The organism is Clostridium sp. KLE 1755, from assembly GCF_000466465.2.
GTDB classification, from domain to species: Bacteria; Bacillota; Clostridia; order Lachnospirales; family Lachnospiraceae; genus Eisenbergiella; species Eisenbergiella porci.
Genome location: NZ_KE992691.1, coordinates 1 through 18,785, shown reverse-complemented (window position 1 = coordinate 18,785; position 18,785 = coordinate 1). Strand labels below are relative to the sequence as shown.

Annotated in this window: 16 protein-coding genes; all 16 read right to left on the bottom strand. The window is 49.6% G+C overall.

Annotated elements, in window-relative coordinates:
* On the bottom strand, nucleotides 1–264 hold a 264-nt coding region (locus HMPREF1548_RS09310), incomplete at its 3' end, for an MATE family efflux transporter (protein WP_021635760.1).
* Nucleotides 265–667: 403 nt separating this feature from the next.
* Nucleotides 668–2,278 (bottom strand): sensor domain-containing diguanylate cyclase, encoded by a 1,611-nt coding sequence (locus tag HMPREF1548_RS09305; RefSeq protein WP_021635758.1) that lies wholly within the window; start codon nucleotides 2,276–2,278, stop codon nucleotides 668–670.
* A 107-nt stretch (nucleotides 2,279–2,385) separates the two neighbouring features.
* Nucleotides 2,386–3,327 carry an AraC family transcriptional regulator gene (locus HMPREF1548_RS09300; protein ID WP_051358354.1) on the bottom strand — a complete coding sequence of 314 codons (942 nt, stop codon included), beginning with the start codon at nucleotides 3,325–3,327 and terminating at the stop codon, nucleotides 2,386–2,388.
* 365 nt (nucleotides 3,328–3,692) lie between these two features.
* Nucleotides 3,693–3,905, bottom strand: coding sequence for a cold-shock protein (locus tag HMPREF1548_RS09290; RefSeq protein WP_025490286.1), 213 nt, complete (start codon nucleotides 3,903–3,905; stop codon nucleotides 3,693–3,695).
* 354 nt (nucleotides 3,906–4,259) lie between these two features.
* A complete protein-coding gene (locus HMPREF1548_RS09285) occupies nucleotides 4,260–4,769 on the bottom strand; it encodes a CarD family transcriptional regulator (protein WP_021635753.1) in 510 nt (169 codons plus the stop codon).
* Between the two features lie 163 nt (nucleotides 4,770–4,932).
* Nucleotides 4,933–7,611: an ABC transporter permease gene (locus HMPREF1548_RS09280; protein ID WP_021635752.1), complete on the bottom strand. Its 2,679-nt coding sequence runs from the start codon at nucleotides 7,609–7,611 to the stop codon at nucleotides 4,933–4,935.
* Nucleotides 7,608–8,393: an ABC transporter ATP-binding protein gene (locus HMPREF1548_RS09275; protein ID WP_083492954.1), complete on the bottom strand. Its 786-nt coding sequence runs from the start codon at nucleotides 8,391–8,393 to the stop codon at nucleotides 7,608–7,610. The genes HMPREF1548_RS09280 and HMPREF1548_RS09275 overlap by 4 nt, the downstream gene beginning before the upstream one ends.
* Before the next feature lie 141 nt (nucleotides 8,394–8,534).
* The gene (locus tag HMPREF1548_RS09270) at nucleotides 8,535–9,740 is read right to left on the bottom strand and encodes a sensor histidine kinase (RefSeq protein ID WP_051358353.1); all 1,206 of its coding nucleotides are present in this window, start codon (nucleotides 9,738–9,740) and stop codon (nucleotides 8,535–8,537) included.
* Complete coding sequence (locus HMPREF1548_RS09265; RefSeq protein ID WP_021635749.1) at nucleotides 9,733–10,512, bottom strand: response regulator transcription factor; 780 nt, start codon at nucleotides 10,510–10,512, stop codon at nucleotides 9,733–9,735. Before HMPREF1548_RS09265 ends, HMPREF1548_RS09270 begins: the two co-directional genes overlap by 8 nt.
* Before the next feature lie 85 nt (nucleotides 10,513–10,597).
* Nucleotides 10,598–11,920 carry a DUF2812 domain-containing protein gene (locus tag HMPREF1548_RS09260; RefSeq protein ID WP_198168626.1) on the bottom strand — a complete coding sequence of 441 codons (1,323 nt, stop codon included), beginning with the start codon at nucleotides 11,918–11,920 and terminating at the stop codon, nucleotides 10,598–10,600.
* 298 nt (nucleotides 11,921–12,218) lie between these two features.
* Nucleotides 12,219–13,523 carry a SurA N-terminal domain-containing protein gene (locus HMPREF1548_RS09255; protein WP_021635747.1) on the bottom strand — a complete coding sequence of 435 codons (1,305 nt, stop codon included), beginning with the start codon at nucleotides 13,521–13,523 and terminating at the stop codon, nucleotides 12,219–12,221.
* 535 nt (nucleotides 13,524–14,058) lie between these two features.
* Nucleotides 14,059–14,913, bottom strand: a complete 855-nt coding sequence (locus HMPREF1548_RS09250; protein WP_021635746.1) for an SDR family oxidoreductase — start codon at nucleotides 14,911–14,913, stop codon at nucleotides 14,059–14,061.
* Nucleotides 14,914–15,038: 125 nt separating this feature from the next.
* The gene (locus HMPREF1548_RS09245; RefSeq protein WP_025490274.1) at nucleotides 15,039–15,665 is read right to left on the bottom strand and encodes a manganese efflux pump; all 627 of its coding nucleotides are present in this window, start codon (nucleotides 15,663–15,665) and stop codon (nucleotides 15,039–15,041) included.
* Nucleotides 15,666–15,757: 92 nt separating this feature from the next.
* Complete coding sequence (locus tag HMPREF1548_RS09240) at nucleotides 15,758–16,240, bottom strand: hypothetical protein (protein ID WP_021635744.1); 483 nt, start codon at nucleotides 16,238–16,240, stop codon at nucleotides 15,758–15,760.
* Nucleotides 16,241–16,344: 104 nt separating this feature from the next.
* On the bottom strand, nucleotides 16,345–17,076 hold the full coding sequence (locus HMPREF1548_RS09235; protein ID WP_051358352.1) for a class I SAM-dependent methyltransferase: 732 nt from the start codon (nucleotides 17,074–17,076) through the stop codon (nucleotides 16,345–16,347).
* A gap of 98 nt (nucleotides 17,077–17,174) precedes the next feature.
* Nucleotides 17,175–18,095 (bottom strand): aldo/keto reductase, encoded by a 921-nt coding sequence (locus HMPREF1548_RS09230; RefSeq protein ID WP_021635742.1) that lies wholly within the window; start codon nucleotides 18,093–18,095, stop codon nucleotides 17,175–17,177.
* Between the last annotated feature and the right edge of the window lie 690 nt (nucleotides 18,096–18,785).

Below are 18,785 nucleotides of genomic sequence, written 5' to 3'. Positions count from 1 at the left end.
GGCGTTCTCCTTCTCTCCCGCCCCCAGGAAAAAAGCCACCGCCGCATTGATGCCCACGCCGAACCCGACGCTGATGGACACCACCAGCGTCTGAAGCGGATAAACAAGAGAAACCGCCGTCAGCGCATCCTCCCCGATTCTGGCCACAAACATACTGTCAATAATATTATAAAGGGAATTGATCAGCATGGACAGCATCATCGGCAGGGACATGGACAATACCAACGGAAAAATAGGTTTTGTTTTCATAAAATCCTGATTCATTAATTAACATACTCCTTCCGCAGCCGCATCTTTTTTGGCCGCATCTGTCTTTTATCATTTATTTCCGCGTGCAACGAACCAGGCGCCATGCCTGCATGGGCATTTAGCGGCTGCTGCGAGGGCCGGATGCCCCGTTGCCTGCAGCGGGATATTTGCCTATCCTCCGGCAGGGCCGCCGCAAATCCGTCAGGACTGCGCCGCAGAAAAAAAAGACCATAAATCTCACTGTTTGGAATCAGAAACAGGAAAATTTATAGTCTCTTACCGGACACCTTATCTTATCAGAAAAAATCTCCCACCGCAATGGGTTAATCCATAAATACCCTATAACCATGGCGTGAACTGTTACAACACCGCACTTCATCCGGCCGGCAGGGGAATCTTAACCTCTGACCGCTGTTTTTCAGCCGTTATACGCAAAGCCTCCGTTATGGGTTTCCTTGGCGCTGTACAGCGCAGTATCCGCAGCTTTGGCCAGCGCCGCATAGGAATCCCCCCTTTTGGCAACCACCGCTCCTGCTGAAATCGTAATGGAAGGCATATTCCGCCTCTTTGCCTCTTTGGCAATGGAATGGTTAATATCCCCGATAATTCCTCTGGCAACCGTATAATCAGCGGTATTGGACACAAAAATTGCAAATTCATCGCCATGCAGACGGGAAGCAAGATCGACGGTACGGATACGGCCGATAATCATCTGGGCTGTGAGCTTAATCACCTCATCCCCCATACTATGGCCATACCGATCATTGATATGCTTAAAATGATCACCGTCAATCATTATCAAAATCCCACGTTCCTCATCCTCCATCTGCTCCAGACAGCTCTCCATCTGGGAACGGAAGGATTTGAAATTCATGAGGCCCGTAAGGTCATCGATGGCCGCCGCCTTCTGCGCGGCGTTCAAAGCAAGCTCCAGGCGTTTCTGTGTCTGCCCCAGTTCAATATATGCGCTCTTCAGTTCACGGTTCTTCATTTCCCTGCTGATCCGGCTGAATACATAAATCAGCAGCAGCTCCAGCAGGAGAAGGGGAACAAGCCAGTATCCCAGCGTAGACGTCAGCATGGACAACACCGGAACCAGCACCAGGAAATGGTAATCCCCCGCCTCCAGCAGCAGTCCGTAATACCTGCCTCCGTTGAGTGGAACGCAGACCGTCTCCGATTCCGCCCCGGCCAGCCTGTCGAATTCAGGCTGAAAGCCCTGGCGGAAGCTGCAGAAGACTTCCGCCGCCCTGAGCTGCTCCTCCGCTTTGGAATACTGTTCCCCATCGGCCGGATCCGCTGCCTCAAGCTCCGCCCGGGCCGCCTCCACCGCGCCGCTGACCGCGTCCATGGACGCTAACAGGCTGCCTCCCAGGTAATCCTCCTTTGTGCTGCCGATTACCGTCCCGTTTTTATCATAAATAAGTATCTCTTCCTTCTTGTATTCCTCCATGGAGGATACCAGACGCTGAATGTCACCCATCTTAATATCATATGCAAAAACAGTCTCGCCGTCCGGCTGAAGCTGAGACAGCGTAGTCAGTATGTAATGATTGGCATAGCTCATATACGGCGGCGTAAATACGATTTCACCTGCGCCTGCCGCCGCGTCCTTGTACCACGGCCGCTCCGTAGCCACATATCCTGTCTCCTCATACTGGGAATACGGCGTATCCCAACTGTAAAGATAACGCCCCTGATAATACATATACAATCCGTCAAAGGTATCCCCTTCAATTTCCAGCATAGTGGAATCAATCCCCTTCAGGAAATCCCAGATACTGTCCGGGTCAGGGCTGCTCTTAATCTCATTGAGCATCATCTCCACAAACAGCCGGAAAGAATGCCGGTAATTCTCCATAACCGATTCAAACTGTGCAGCCGTGTCCTCCGCCCGCTGCTGCATCCGGTTATTTATAACAGCCGCTTCCCTCACGCCGATAATAATAACCGCAGCCAGGTTCACTGCCAGAAAAACAGCGACGGCGCCGTACAGTTTCCTGCCCCGGCTTTTCTTTAGTTGTTCCATGTAAATCCCCCTCAAGCAGCCCGCTATTCATTACATACTTCTATATTTTTAATAATAAGTCTGCATTCATTTATTCTAGCACGTTTATTTGTATAAGTCTATATCGTTTAATGTTTTCCCGGTTTTCCTGCCGCCCTTCTGTATTCCTTCGGCGTCATGCCGAATTCCTTCCTGAACAGCTTATTAAAATAAGAAATATTATGGAATCCGTTTTCCAACGCCGCCTCCATCACCGGCTGATCTGACTGTGCCAGCGCAGCAGCAGCCCGTGACAGCCTGTAATGATTGATATACTCCACACAGGTCATCCCCACAAACCGTTTGAAAAAGCTCATAAAATGTGCCTGGCTGAAATGGCAAACCTCCGCCAGCTCTTCAATGGTCAGCGTTTCCGTATAGTGCTCCTGGATGAATCCCAACACAGCCTTAAGCTTCCGCTCCAGCTCCGAATCACTGGCCGAGCTTTCATTCTTCACCACATATCCATACTGATACAGAAGCCGGAAAAACCGGAACAACTGCTCCTTCATAAAAAGCTCGATCCCCTCCCGCCTTCTCACTTCCCCGCCAGCCTCCTGGCAGCCAGCAAAACGCGTATAATTCTTATCCTCCAGGCATGTCAGCATCTCCTTTATACACCCAAGCAGCGCCTCATGCCCCGGCTCCCCCTCTTTAACCACGGGAATGAACCGGTACTTCCCCTTTTGAAGCGGACTGATATACTTAATCGTACACGCGTCCGGCGTCTGATATCCCAGCATATCCAGGTGAAAAACCAGACTCTCCGAAATCATCTCCTCCCCCCTGAGCGCATGCGCTGAATGCAGCGTATGCGGGGAAATCAACAAAATATCCCCCTTTACCACCCGAAAGGTCTCAAAATTTATATCATAATCAATCTCCCCGTCCGCGATCCACGCCACCTCCGCCTCATCATGCCAATGCAGAGACAAATCCTGATAAGAGAACGGCACAAAACACCGATACCGCTGAATCGGCATCAACACATCCCCATGAGAAGCCTTTTCCTTAAAATCAGTAATTCCCATATCCTTCCTCCCACGCCATCCTTTCTTTTCCCTCCCATTATAATCTCCCCCTCTCCCCCCAGTCAACGCCCATGAGGCACCATTCCACGCCTGCACCATAAAGCACCATTTCCCGCTTCCCCGGCTGCAGTAGCTGAATTCCGGTAAAGCTTCTTTATGAACAGACAGTTTTGATACCGGAGTGCGGGCCTCCTTATGATATCGGGAGTATGAAAAAGAATTTTGGTTCCGAATATCAAAAAAAGGCTGCCGCCTTCACGATTTATCAATCGTTAATGCGACAACCCTCTTGACTCGATATAAATATTCTAATGGTCGGACCAGAAAACGTGGTACAATGGACGATAGAATACTTCTTATTTCTCTTATGCTGCGCAGACGTTAACTGCTCTCAGTTTTCTGCTGTCTCTCGGGTCAGATTCCATATCGAAGGTAACCTTCTGTCCTTCGTTAAGGCTCTTGTAGCCTTCGGAAACGATGGAAGAATAGTGAACGAACACATCCTCACCGTTTGCGTCATTTGTGATAAATCCATATCCTTTTTCTGCGTTGAACCATTTTACTGTACCGTTATTCATTTTCAGTACCTCCATTATAATATTTATACCAATTCAAACCAGCCGAAGCCTTCTGTCCCGCATAATGCGTTTCCAAAAACTATTTTACTGTTAAAAAAACTGACCCATACGGAAAGTCATTAAGAAAAAAGGAATGACTCACAGTACAGGCCAGATCTAAATTCAAATTGATTACTTAGTCATACTAACACGTATATAAAAATATGTCAAACACTTTTTTAAATTTTGATATATTTTTGTGTTTACTTTATTTTACAAAAAAATATGCCGTCCGACAAATTCCCGTTTCTTCCACAGGTACATCCGGACCTGCCGGCAAGGCCTGGTACCATCTGCCTATCCTTCATCTGTCCGTCAGCCTTCTTTATCCTGTGTAAATACTGCCTCAACCACCGACTTCCTGGCGCTTTCCACCGTGACATTGAACACAACGGCCAGCTCGGAAATCAGCATCTTTTCCGCTCTCTGCAGATCCTTTTCATCAGAACAGTTCAGCTTTTTCCCGCCCTGTTTCTTTTTTTCCTGCTCCAGCAGTATGGCCTTCATCAGTTCCAGATACTGGCTGACTTCACAGGATTTCAGAATCTGCCTGTTTTTCTTTTCCCGTTCCTTGTTGTTCGTATCATATTCCGCATCGATCCCGGAAAGCTTTTCCAGATAGCTTCTGGCCTCTGCCTTGGAGATAACAGGTCTCATATATACTTTGTCGTTGTTAATCTTGACGTATATCATGCTGCTGTCATCCCAGACAGACTTCATTGTGTAATACTCCTCCTGCCCTTTGACAAAATCGGGTTTTCCAATGGAAACTATCCTGTACACACCGCCGTTTTCATGCACCACTACATCATTTACCTTATACATTTTACACCTTTTCCTTTACAACTGAAAAAGCTGCAACGGGAACACAGGCAGGTTACCGATGCAGCAGTTATATAGTTATTATATCACACTTTTGCAGAAAAAGCACTCTTTCTTTATTTTCCAAATTCCGTTAATAATTCCGCCAATATTTCAGTTTTTATTGCTATACAGTCTCATCCCGCACAGCATCTGCTATGGTTTCTTTCCGCATGCTCAGAAACGCCAGCAGATAGGCTACGCCCACCGAAGCCATTACAAGCCCTGCATTCAGAAGGATTTTGCCGTATGGCAGAACAGGAAGGCAGCTCTTCCAGGATAAATCCGTCACCCCAAGCAGGTAAATAATAATAACCAAAAGTACCGGCAGGCCGGTAAGTACGGGAGCGGCCGCTGTCCGAAGCCCTTCCAGAAGCAGCATTTTCCTTAACTGCGCTTCGTCCATTCCCGCGGAACGCAGGACGGCAAATTCCCGCCTTCGCTGCTGCAGGGATACGCTCGCCGCGGAAAGGGCATTGAAAATCCCTATCAGGGAAAGAAGCGCCCCTGTCAGGTTTACCACAGCCTCCATCGCCCTGCCCGACACCTCGTTTTCCTGCCGCTCTTCCTCCCTGCTTCGGATTGTAAAATCCTCTTCCGCCAGATAGCGGCTGCTGATTTCCCTTATTTTTTCCGTAACCGCAATGTCCTTTTCCACAGAGGTAAGCCCCACGCCGCAGATTTGATAATAGCTTTCCGCTGTCTCCGGGCGGAACCCGGCCACGATTTCCCGATAGGTTTCTATGGGCACGTAAAGCTGGATGCTGTAGTCCGAATTGTATTCATCCAGCACAGGCCTTTTATCCGACCGTTCCCCAATCTCCACCCGGAAGCTGTAATCCGTTTCGTCCGAATCACGCAGCTTTTCTTCCAAAGTCAGCACATCTCCCGCCTCCAGGGAAAGCATCCTGTACTCTTCCTGCTCTTTTTCCGAATTATTGGCAATCCCGGGATAGCGTGATACGTTGCCCACCAGAATGGCTCTGGGAACCTCCGTGTTATTATATGCCTCCGGATCACTCCCCAGCGCACGGCAGTAGTCGTCAAAAAAGGAAGCCTCCAGCCCCAGGATATCCGCCCGTATCCGGTATCTGCCATCCCTTTCCAGAACGCTGTAATGATCCGAATCCACGTCGGCGAAACCGCCGTTTGCCGCAAATTCTTCCGTTTCCACGGACGGCTCCGCCCAGTAGGACACTCTGGTGCGGTAAAACCAGGTTCCCTCCTCAAGCCCCGGCAGGGAAAAAATCTCTTGAAGCATTTCCGGATCCGGCTCCGAAGCCATCTGCCAGCGCATTAAAATATTGTAATGCCTGGCCGCCGCATTGCGTTCGGTCACCAGATTATTCAGCGTAAGAAGACAGAAAAATCCCGATACCAGTACAAAGCACATGGTCAGCGCCGCCAGCCCTGCACGGAAGGAGCGTCGGTTCGCTTTCCTAGAGGCTTGGGCCATCACACCTTCCACACCGAACAGCCCCAGACGGACGCGGCTTTTGCGGCGCTTCAGACAGCGCTTCTTCCCTCCCGCCGCATCCTCCTGCATCCGTATGGCATCCACCGGTGAAAGCTCAGCCATCTTTTTCGCAGGCAGGGAAGCGGATACCAGTACGGTAAGAAAGGAAACAAACGCCGCGGTCAGGGCAATTCCCCAGGAAAAACGAAGCGTGAACGGAAAATAAATAAGGTCTCCCAGAATTCCGGTATAAATGCGCACCATGAGGGCTGTAAAAAGCTGTCCCAGGCCGATTCCCGCAGCAATGGGAAGCAGTGACACCCCGATCCCTTCCAGCAGCACGGACGCCCGGATCTGTCCCGGCGTCGCTCCTACAGACCGGAACATGCCAAGCTGCCTGATTCTTGATCTGGCCGACATGGCGAAGGCGCTGTGTATAATGAGCACAAAGGCGGCCGCCGCCAGCAATACAAGCGTGGCATAAAAGAAAAGATTCGCGTAATTTGACAAATACCCCGGTGAAAAATTCTCCATGGGCGGAAATACGCCGCCCAACGCCAGAAGCCTGCTGTGATAGCGGAAATGGTTTTCATAATTTCCATATTCATTTTTCTCAAATCCCAGCTGTTCCATCAGAGGCGGCATTACCTTGTAGGTATCCCGGATATTTTTCATGGTAACATAAACCACCAGTTCATCCGTATCGTTAAGCGCTTCGTGTTCCAGGAAGCCCATGGCATAATAGCCCGGCGTGGTGGTGGGCGTGGTCATATCCAGCTTTCCCACAACGGTAAGCGTCACTTTTTCCTCCGGCAGGAACTGTTCTCCCTCCATCCTTGCCCCTGCATCCCACAGTTCTCCGCCTGCCATGCGGTGCCCCGCTGTCAGCGTGAAGCTGTCTCCCAGCCGGAAGCCGGGATTATTGTCAAAAAAAGATTTGGATACAACGATCTCACCGGGCTTTTCCGGCGCCCTGCCCTCCGTGATTGCGTTTTTTTCTCCCATCAGTGACCAGTAGTTCTCATCCGCATCCCGGAGGAGCAGGTAGGGAAGCCGGCTTTCCTCCGGCAGCTGTACAGACATGAATGGCCCTTTAATCATTATCTTATCGATTTGCAGATTATTCTCAATAATCTCCAGCCCCTCTTTGGTAAGCTGCCCGCCCACCTCCGCATGCCAGCCGCCGCTTTCATATCGCTCAATGTCAGCCTGCCAGGCGATGTTGTTATAAAATATACTGCAGAGGGAAAACAGCAGGGTGGATGCAATGAGAACTGCCGCCATGGATGCAAAGGTGGTCTTTTTGTTGTTTTTCAGGTTCCGGAATGTGTATTGCAGAAGGACCTTCATAATGCGTTTCCCCCTTCCGCAGACCTGCCGGGAGCATTTTTCCGATCGGAAACGGCTTTTCCATCAGGGATATTCTTGCTATCGGAACAGCTTTTCGGGCCGGGGCTATTCTTCCCCTGGGATACAATTTTTCCATCTTCAATCAGGATAATCCGATCCGCCTCCAGCGCGATTTTCTCATCGTGGGTAATCAGGACCACCGTCTGATGATAGCGTTTGTTGGACAGCTTCAGAAGCGCCATGATTTCTCCCGAATTCTTCCGGTCAAGGTTTCCGGTGGGTTCATCCGCCAGAAGCACGGCGGGCCGGTAAATCAACGCCCTGCCTATGGCGGCGCGCTGCTGCTGGCCGCCGGACAGCTGCGCGGGCAGATGGTGGAGGCGGTCGGTAAGCCCCAGCGTATCCGCAAGCTCACGGAAGCTTTCCTCATCCGGCTTCTGCCCGTCCAGCAGTACCGGCAGCAAAATATTCTGCCGCACATCCAGGGTTGGTATCAGGTTGTAAAACTGGTAAATCAATCCCACCTTACGCCTCCTGAACACTGAAAGCTGTTTTTCCGACAAAGTGGAAATATCCGTATCTTCTATTTTAATCGTTCCTGAGGTAGGGCGGTCCACACCGCCCAGCATGTGCAGAAGCGTGGACTTTCCGGAGCCGGACGCTCCCACCACCGCCACAAACGCTCCCTTCTCCACCGCCAGATCCACACCATCCAGCGCTGTTACCGTTGTCTGTCCCATTTTATAGGTTTTCGTCACATTTTCACACTGCAGAATGTTCATAATCTCCTCCTTTTCGCAGATAACTGTCCTTTTTTCCTGTCTGCTTCCGCATTGTAAAGGAGCTGTGTGACAATCCGGTGACAAATCCATATTTTCCTGCCGGGAACCGCAAAAAAGATAGGAATGCATCATGTTCTTATTTTACAAATCCCGGGCGGAGTTTTCACCGTCGCTGTAAAAATCAATGACAAATCTGGCGCCGCCGTTTTTCCTGTTTTCCGCACGGATTTCCCCGTTCTGGCTTTCAATCAGGGATTTTGCCATGGACAGCCCCACGCCCACGTTTTCCCGGCCAGACTTGCGCCCCTGGTAAAAACGTTCAAAGATCCTTTTGCATTCTTCCGGGCTAAGTCCCGGCCCTTCATCCTCTATTTCAATGCGGGTATAAATAAAATTCTGCTGCGCACGGATAAAAATGCATCCTCCCTCCGGCGAATGCTCGCTGCAGTTTTTCAGGATATTAGCCAGGGCTTCCGCCGTCCAGCCCAGATCGCAGGAAAGCTGCAGCCCCTCTGCGCCTTCCATGAGGATTTTCTGTTTCCTGTGATCCGCCAGAGAACGCACCGCTTCTGCCGCACTGGTCAAAAGCTCCTGCAAATCCACCGTTTTTTTCTCCAGCACAAGCACGCCCGCGTCCAGCCGCGACAGGGTGAGCAGGGCGGAAACCAGCCCCCTGATATGCTCTGTCTGTTGTTCCATCCTCTCAAGCAGCTGTCTTCCTTCTTCCCCCTCCACCTGCTCCTCCAAAAGCTCCTGAAGCAGGGAAATGCTGGTGAGCGGCGTTTTCAGCTGATGGGAAATATCCGTCAGGTTTTCCGAAAGCTTCTGTCTGCCTTCCGCCGCTTCCTCCCTGCTTTCCCGCAGTTTTATCACGGTCTTATAAATCTCATCCTGCAGACGGGAATATTCATCCTCTGCGGAACTGATTCCCATATCGTATTCTCCGCGGTTGATTCGTGCCAGGTAACCGGAAAGTTCTCCGATCCGCCGCTCTCTCCTCTTTTTATCCCACCAGTAACAGAAAAAACCGGCAGCACCAAGCAGAAGGAAGCAAAAAGAAAGGCGGACGGCCAGGCCGGCAAAATCATGAAATGCAAACAGGCCGGCTTCATATCCATAACGTTTCAGAAGTCCGGCTCCCGCCGCTTCCTGTTCCGGCAGCCCGCTTTTAAGGGCCTGCATCATTTTTCCTGCGCTTTCAGGCGCTGCCGACATCAGCAGAGACGCCCTGGTATAAAAAGCGGCCTCACTCCGCCGGATCGCCCAAAGGCAGATTACGGAGCAGGCCAGCATACAACCGCCCATCCACACAATCAGGGCGGAAATTCCCGCACTTTTCCTATTCATTTTCATCCCTCCTGCTTATCGCAGGCTTGCCTGCGGTACTGCGCCAGTCAGTCGTTTGAAAGGGACTTTCAAACCTGTCCTCCGCTTTATAGCCAATCCCTCTCACCGTCCGTATGATTCGCTGCGGATCCCCGCCCAGCTTTTCCCGAAGCCTTTTGATCAGCACCGTAAGCGTGTTGCTGTTGACAAAATCTCCGTCGATATCCCACAGACGTTCCAGCAGGAGGGTGCGCGTCAGCGTCCTGTTTTTATTCTCCAGCAATATTTCCAGAAGACGATACTCCCCTGCGGTAAGCACCGTTTCCTTCCCGCCCACGCTCACCAGGGTTCTTTTTTTATCCAGAACCACGTCCCCGCATGTCAGAAGCTGTGTTTCCTCCCGGCCGGGCTCTTCTTCCTTTTCCACGGCTCTGCGCAGGGCGGCCCGGATTCTGGAAAGCAGGATGCCCAGTTTAAACGGCTTTGTCACATAATCATCCGCCCCGGCATCCAGTCCTTTTATGATATCCGCCTCATCATCCCTGGCAGTCAGTATAATGACGGGCGGGCCGCCTGCTTCCCTGAAGGCCTTCAGAAGCGTCAGCCCTTCGCCGTCAGGAAGCCCCAAATCAAGCAGGACGAGATCCACCGGATTTTGGATAAAGCGTTTTGCCTCCTCCAGGCTTCCTGCGGCGCTTACCTCATAACCGTTTCTGCCAAGCGCAGAACGCAGCGCAAATAATATGGTTTCATCATCTTCCACTATGAGTATCCGGCTCAATTTCTGTTCCATCCTTTTTATCAGTTTATCTCCGCGACCGGCTCCGCTTCTGCCTGCCGGCCGGATGCTTCAGCCCCCCTTCAGCAGGCAGGCCGGCTCAGCCTCCTCCCAGCGTCTCCACCGCCTGTTCGAACTCCGGCAAATGGTCCGTCAGCATTTCATCACCAATATAATAAGCAAAGATTACCTGGTTTCCTTTTCTGGCAAAAAGATAATGCAGCCCCCTGTCATGGATGACCAGTTCGTCAAAATAGCTGCTTTCCACCTTTTCCGGCACCCAGCCTTTATACCAGTGCATATAGTATCTTCCCAGCTCCTTAAAAAAAGCGCTGGCCAGCTTTGGCGTAAGCGTCTGATAGTACTCAAGCTTCAGCGTGCTTTCCCTGCTGTTTCTCCCTTCCTTCCATTTCCCGTACTGCATCACCTCCGCCTGCACGGGCGCAAGGAGGGAACCTGTTACAAGGGAATAGCTGTCCTGATTCTTTCCCTTATAAGTATATACCCGGTATTCCAGTTCTTCATTCTGCTGGATTTTATTCAATGGAATGAGGGCGGGCGACAGCGTTTTCCAGGCAGGATGTTTTTTTAAAAAGGATGCTGTCCGGAAATCCCCTTCCTTCCAGCCGTCTTCTTCATATGCCGCGGCATTTCCCGTCAGCACCATTTTTTTCCGGCTCACCGCCGCATTGATTCCGCCCAACAGCCCGAATACCGTACAGACTGCAAAAAACGTCAGCATAACCCGGTATAATATGTCGGCTGCTTTTGCCCGTCCTGCCGTAATTTCCCCGGTTTCTTTGTTATCCTGGGCTTTTATTTCCCCGCCGCCCCGCAGTTCTTTCTTAAACCTGATTTCCATTTCCCGCAGCAGCCGCTGCACCAGCCTGGCCTCCTGCCAGCTGCTAGCCTGTGACAGGCCGCACAATCCCATCCCCAGAAAAACCACCCAGCAGTATCCCTTCACCGCCAGTAAAAGCATTCCATACCCCATCAGATAACTGGAAGCCACCAGCCAGATCAACCAGAAAATAAAGGGGGTAAAAAGTCCCCAGGCGCTTCCCTTCAGCTTCCTCAAAAGCTTCTCATAAATACTTTGCCCCTTCAGCTCCTGAATCCGTTCGCACTGCCCCCTGCTGCCGCGCAGCACAAGAACCATCCGCCTCAGCTGCGTTACATATTCCCAGCCGAATTTTTTATATTCTCCGCCCTGCTCCGCCGGTCCCTTCATATCATCCGGGTCCATGGGGACAAGCATATACGCAGCCTCCTCCGGCTCCCCTTTTATAAAAACAGCCCATTTTCTTCCAAGAGACTGAAGAAACAGCCCCTCTGCCGCCTTTTCCTCAAGCCATCCTTCGGCCTTTTCCGGCAGGTAAAAATCTTCCGGTAATCTGAAACGAACCTTTTGCTTTTTATCCATTTTTACCTCCTGCACATCACAGGCCTGCCCGCGATACTGCATTAATCCGCAGTTTTAACAGAGCCTTCAAACCTGTCTTCTGCCTTCTGTGACCCTTTTTATTATACTCTCTTACCTGTTATCGGAACAAGCCGGAGGGAATATCCTTTTCTTATTTTTTTATTAAATCCCAAACAGGCCGCCTTTTTACCGAAAAAAAGGAACCGTTCCCAGGCTGAATCCGGCCCGGAACGGTTCCCTGTTCTGTTATACTGCAACGTATTATGAAAGTGCTGATTCGGATGTACGGCCGAAAAAATTATTCAGCTGCGCTGCTACTTTCCGTTTCTTCAGCAGAAGCGTTCCCCACAGCAGTTTCAGTTGCTGCTTCCGTACCTGTTTCCACAGCTTCCGTGGTGCTCTCTTCGATGGTCAGATAAGCCAGTTTGCCTGCCACATCCGTCACTTCGTATTTTTCAGTAAGGGCTTTTACATATTCCCCTGCCTTCTGGTTGGAAAGCGTGCTGGAAATAGACTGGCTTGTGGCATCCGCATCGTTGGTTCTCTTAATGAACTGCGCCACATAATATCTGTGGTTTGTTTCATCGGGAAGGATGGTCAGATCGCCTTCCTTGCGGCTTTCATCAAACAGCCATGCTGAAATGGCCGCCGGTGATCCGGCATAGGAACCGCCTTCCGTCAGGCTGCCTTCCTTATCCGCGCCGCCGTAATTCTCCTTCTGTTCCTCTGATGCATTTTCCACACAGAGAGTCTCAAAATCTTCTCCGGCCTTTACCTTTTCTTCCATGGCCTGTGCGCTCTTCTTCAGCTCGTCCATGGCTTTTGTAATATCTTCTTCCGTGGCATCCTCGGCCAGCTGCGTTGTGAATGCAAAGCTTCTGTAATCCACTTTATCATAGCTGTTCTTGTTGGCCTCGTAGTATTCCTGAATTTCTTCATCACCAGGCTTGTTGATTTCCGTCAGGTGCTCATAGTAAGCATTTGCAAGCATATTTTCCTTCACGTAGGGCAGGATCCTGTCCTTGGTCGCATAGTCGCCGTACATATTGCTGTAAAGCTCGGATGCGCTCACGGATTCGGTTTCCGCCTGTGCCGCAAATTCGGTTTCAAAGGCTGCCATATCCTGCGTATCATCATAGGTAAAGCCCTGTGCTGCGGCATCGTCAACAATGGCCTTCACCTGTGTCAGCTGGCTTACCGCCATCTGATCAAAATAATCCTTCCAGGTCATGTTGTCGGTATACTGCTGCTGGGCAAAATCCTTTGAGGTATCCAGTCCCATATAGGGCAGATAGGAGCCATACATGGAAAGATAGCTGTTTACCGCATTGTTGTAGTAGTAATCGTATTCTACCTTAGTGATTTCATGATCGCCAATTTTCACATAGGTGTTGTGGACCGCTGCATATTTCGTATATGCGGACATTCCTATGGATATTACAACCGCCGCAGCGATTGCCGCGATTATAATAATGCTTCCTATTTTAAAACGCTTCAGCGATTTGAGTTCTTTTTCCTCCTCAATCCTTCTCTTTTCCATTTTCCGGTCATATTTTGTCATGACCTTTTCGCTTTTTTCTTCCGTCTTCTTATTATTAGACATGGTAAGCTTCCCTCCTTTTATCTCTGTCAGGTATTATACCTGATAAATGTGAAACAAGCGTGAACTTTTTGCATAAATCCAGCTGTTTTTCTCTGAAAATCTGCACAACGGCACACCTTTTTCGCATTACTGCTGCCGTTAAAGTCCTGTAATTCCCGGCAGACAGCACTATTCACAGTATAATACACTCTCCTTCCGGCTTCAACAAAAATTGTTAATTTTGAGGGGGAATTTTGTTATAGGTGGATGAGTTTGTCCGGATGTTTGGAAGTGCAGCGGCCAGAGGGGGACCGAGGAGGCAGATGTTCCTGGCAGGGCACGTTCTCACTCGGTTAAAAACGCAGCAGTACTAGCGTTGTAAAAGACACAACGCAAGGACTGGCGTTTTTATACGACCCTGCCAGGAACATCTGCCTCTCCGGTCCCCCTCTGGCCGCTGCACTTCCAAACATCCGGACAAACCGGCAGGCTATGACAAAAGCTTAAAATTATTTTATGGGTTGTGAAGTTATTTAAGCATTGATGAGGAGGGATATCAGGGTTTCATGTTATCCTGCTGGAGGCAGTTTTTAAGGGTTTGCAGGGTATCGGAAAAACAGATGCCATGGCGCAGGAGTTTTTCCTGGTCCATGCGCAGGTTTCTGGGTCTGGCGGCAAAGGCTTCTTCATTTGGGACAAGGAGCGTTTCGTCGGTGCCCTGGAAGCTGAGAAGCTCGCGGACAATGTGGTAAGTGCTCAGGTCATTGGGGCTTCCGAAATTGTAGATTCCGGGAGGGAGGGTGAGTGCGGTTTCCAGATGGCGTATCATTTCCCCCACGTAGGTAATGCTGCGATAGTCGTGGATGGGGTAGGTGATGCGGCGTTTTTCACTGACAGCCTGTCTTACACTGGTGATAAGGGTGTCGTGTTCCCGGGGGCTAAGCTTTTTATTGTCAAACATCCAGCTCATGCGAAGCGCCACGGTATCGGGCTGGGCAGTAAGGCATCTTTGTTCGGCCTCCTGCTTTTGTTTTCCGTAAATGCGGCAGGGGGTGAGGAGTTCGTCCTCTCGGTGCGGTTCCTGTACGTCATTTCCGAAGTATACCTGATCCGAACTGAAAAAAATCATCCTCGCTCCAGTTTCCCGGCAGGCCAGGGCTATGTTTTCCGCGCCGGTTACGTTTACCAGATACGAGTGTCCGGGATCTTTGTCACATGCACCTACGTCAGAAACAGCGCCGCAGTGTATGACAATTTGTGGCCGGACTTGTCCGATAACTCGCAGGCATTCTTCTTTGTTGGTAAAATCAAGCTGTGCACGCCCTGTTCCTGTGATTTCATGCCTGTCTTTCCAGGCGGCAATAATTCTTGCGGCGGCAAAACCGCCTGCTCCTGTTATAAGTATTTTCATGTTTTCCGCTCCTTTTCCCCCGCACTGCAGGCTGCAAAATCAGGAAAAGCAGAAGTCCCTCTTCTGCCCCCTGATATGCCGTATCTTTTTTCAGTATATCTTCCTGTTTTCTTCTGTCTTTCAGTTTATCCCTTCAGCTTGGAAAATGCCAGAACAATAAATAAGACGCCGCTCAGCCAGGACAGATTCCAGCTGAGGCGGGAAGCGATTTTCCGGCCGAGCAGCTGCCCCAGCCCCATGGCGGCCACGCCGATTAAAAATGCCGCCAGCATGGTTGGGAGAATATGAATCTTCAGGAAGGCGGCAAAGGTTCCGGCTACCAGGCTGTCAATTGACATGGCAAATGCCAGAAATACCGTTTCTTTCATGGAAAGCGTCTGGGAATGATCGCTGTCCGCCGCTGTGGGGTTCCCATAAATACTGATAATGAACTGCAGCTGGGAAAAAGAAAAATGTATATCCTTGCGCACTTCATAATGATGGTTGATGTAATTTTTAATCAAAGAATCCGCCAGCCTGATTGCACCCAGGATGAAAAGGCTGGTGAAGCATATAGCCTTGGTCAGGTTTTCCGGCACCACCGCCGTCAGTGCCGTCCCAAAACATAATGCAGCGCCCAGGCAGGCGCTGCATATACCGTTCATGACACCCGTTTCCTTCCAGTTAATGCTTATCCCGTCAGCTCCATAAGCAATACTGGCTACAAACTCATCCATACAGAGAGCCAGACATAATACTAAAATCTGAAGCATAGTGATTTCTCTTTTTATTTTAGTATATTCTTTCTGCTTATTTTTGACATACTTTTGCAGGAAAGGGCATATAAGGGAAAGCAGCATGCATATCAGTTTTCCTGAAGGATTTCTCTTTTTCCTGCTGAAAGCAGTTTTTTCATAAACAGCAAATCAGCCGCGTCAGGATTATCAAATCTAAAGGTTGTGGTGCAGATATTATCAAATTCTTTTCCAAATATTATTTTTTTCCTGCCGCCGCTGCAGGAACCACAGTCTTGGCAGACATCCGCATGTTCCCAGGCTGTTTCTTGCAGTTCTTTTTCTATCGGGAAATTTTCCAGCCAATTTGAACTGCAGTCATCTGACCAAACCGTCCAAAAATTATCTTTCTCATCAGGATCTTTTATTGCGATAAAACACATATACTTATTTTGAAATTTTATGAGATAGTAAATTTTATTTTTCCAATAAACATTATCCCTGATAAGCTCCATTTCATTTTCACGAAGAAATCTGATAAAATCCAATGCATTTTCCTGATAAGCCACGGGTAAATTATCACTGATAATTTCTTCGATCGATTGTTCAGACATCAGCGTTCTCCCTTTTATATAGTTTATAATCAACAATTATTCATAAAAAAGACTATATTTTATAATTATAGCCTTTTTTATGAATAATTCCCCTCCCGGTCATTTCATTTCTTCCGTGTAAAGACACTCACCGAAGACGGGCACATCCGGTTTTGTTCCATCTCACGGACCAAATCCACATGAAAACCGCTGCTTTCCAGTTCCCGGATATAGCCCTCCCGGCTTCTGGGCCTGCAGGGGATGAAGGGGATGGAGACTTCCTTTCCCTCGTTTTTCCCCCGGGCGCTTCTCATTTTGGGCGTCTGGTAGTCCTCGCCGGTAAGGCGCAGCCATTCCTCAAAGGTTTCCACACGGCCTTCCCATGCATCTGTACGGAAGCTTTCCCGGAAGAAAAGCATGGGAGCGCCCTTTTTCAGGCAGCCGCAGGCATGGCGAAGGTATTTCTCCCGATCCCGGTCGGTTACGAGCATATGAAGCCCCATGACATCCAGTGCCGCATCATAACGGTCATTTGGCATATGTCTGACCATATCCAGGGGAAAAACCCTGGCGTCCGTATACGGGCGCAGCGCATCCCTGGCCCGTTCCACTGCAGCGGGTGCGATGTCCACACCGGTGTATTTAACGCCGAGGCGGGAGAGAATGACGCCGCAGGCGCCTTCCCCGCAGGCAAATTCTATTACCATTTTCCCATGAAGGCTGTAATGCTTTACCCATTCCGCCAGATATACATTCAGCACAGAATCCCCTGTTTCATGCCCCCAATGGTCAATCCCGGCTTCATAAACAGTCTTGTATCTTTCTTCATATGCCAGATAATATTTTTCCTGTTCCATTTCGTTCTCCTGATACACGCAGAGAATTGTCCTCTGGCATCCGTCCATACGCCCATCACCGATTCGTATCGTCCGGATCCATAATTTTCAAACATGCTTTAAGGCAGGATATGTCCGCCCGCCAGATAAATACGATACCATTCCTCTCTGGTAAGCACAATTTCAGATGCTTCACAGATTTCCTTCAGGCGCGAGGTCTTCATGGTTCCAGCAATCAGCTGCATATTGGCCGGATGTCTCAGAATCCAGGCGGAAGCAATGCCCGTGCTGCCCGTGCCATATTTTTCTCCCAGCTCCTCCAGAATCCGGTTCAGTTCAGCGTATTTGGAATTTCCTAAAAATACGCCTTCAAAAAATCCATACTGGAACGGCGACCAGGTCTGAATGGTGATATCCTCAAGACGGCAGAAATCCAGCACGCTTCCGTCCCTGTCGGCCGCGCCCTCCGTCAGCATGTTTACTTCCATGCCGTTTGCCACCATTTGGGAATTGGGAATGCTGAACTGCAGCTGATCTGCGGCAATATCCTGTTTCACATACTTTTTCAGAAGCCGGATCTGGGAAGGCTTATGGTTGGATACCCCGAAATGCCGCACCTTTCCCGAAGACTCCAGCAGATCAAAAGCCTCCGCCACCTCCTCCGGCTCCACAAGGGCGTCCGGCCTGTGCAGGAGCAGAACGTCCAGATATTCTGTCTGAAGACGCTTCAGAATCCCATCCACCGATTCCAGGATATGTTCTTTGGAGCAGTCATACATCACGCCGGGCACAATGCTGCATTTGGACTGGATAAATATCCTGTCCCGCAGCGCCGGGTTCCCATGCAGGTATTTCCCGAACATCTCCTCACATTTTCCCGCCCCGTAGATATCGGCATGGTCAAAAAATACGGCGCCCATATCCACAGCCTCTGCAATATAGTTATCCGCTTCCTTCTGCTCCAAATCCCCCATGCGCATACAGCCAACTGCCACCGCCGGAACCTTCAGGCCGCTTTTTCCCAGATTTATTGTCTTCATTATTGCCCTCCCATCTGAAGCCGCACTATTCCGGCCTCTTTTTTCTTTTTATTCTACTTTACTTTTATGCAAAGTAAAAGCTATTATCTTGTCTTTTTCCTGTCTTATCATGGTGGAAAATTCCCTGATGGAACGAATCCCTCAATGCCACTGCCCGTTCACAGCCGCCTTTCGCCCCCCATTCGGACGGATACAGAGCGTCGTCCGGCCACCATTTTTTATTTTGGGCCTGAAAAAAACAGGCGCCCATTTCCTCTTTTCAGAAAAAACGAACCGCTTGTCCGTATTTATATATGCTTTCGGCTTTCCATACCGCCACTGTTGAATGGATAATAATGATGGATAAAAGGCAGAGTTGGGCATATTCATTTATATTGAAGCACTTGCAGGCAGACATCATGTAAGTGTCCGAGAACACCGCACAGCAATTGATTGGGCAGAAGAGATTAAATATCTTGTAGATGTTATGTATCCAGATAAAGAAAAGTTTATTCTTGTAATGGATAATTTAAACACCCACAGGGCTTCTTCATTGTACAAGGCATTCCCACCCGGGGAAGTACGACGTATCATAAGAAAGCTGGAGATACAATAAACGCCCAAACACAGGAGATGGCTTGATATCACTGAAATAAAACTAAATGTTATGACTCGCCAGTGTGAGACTGTCTATATAACTGTGTATTGTAG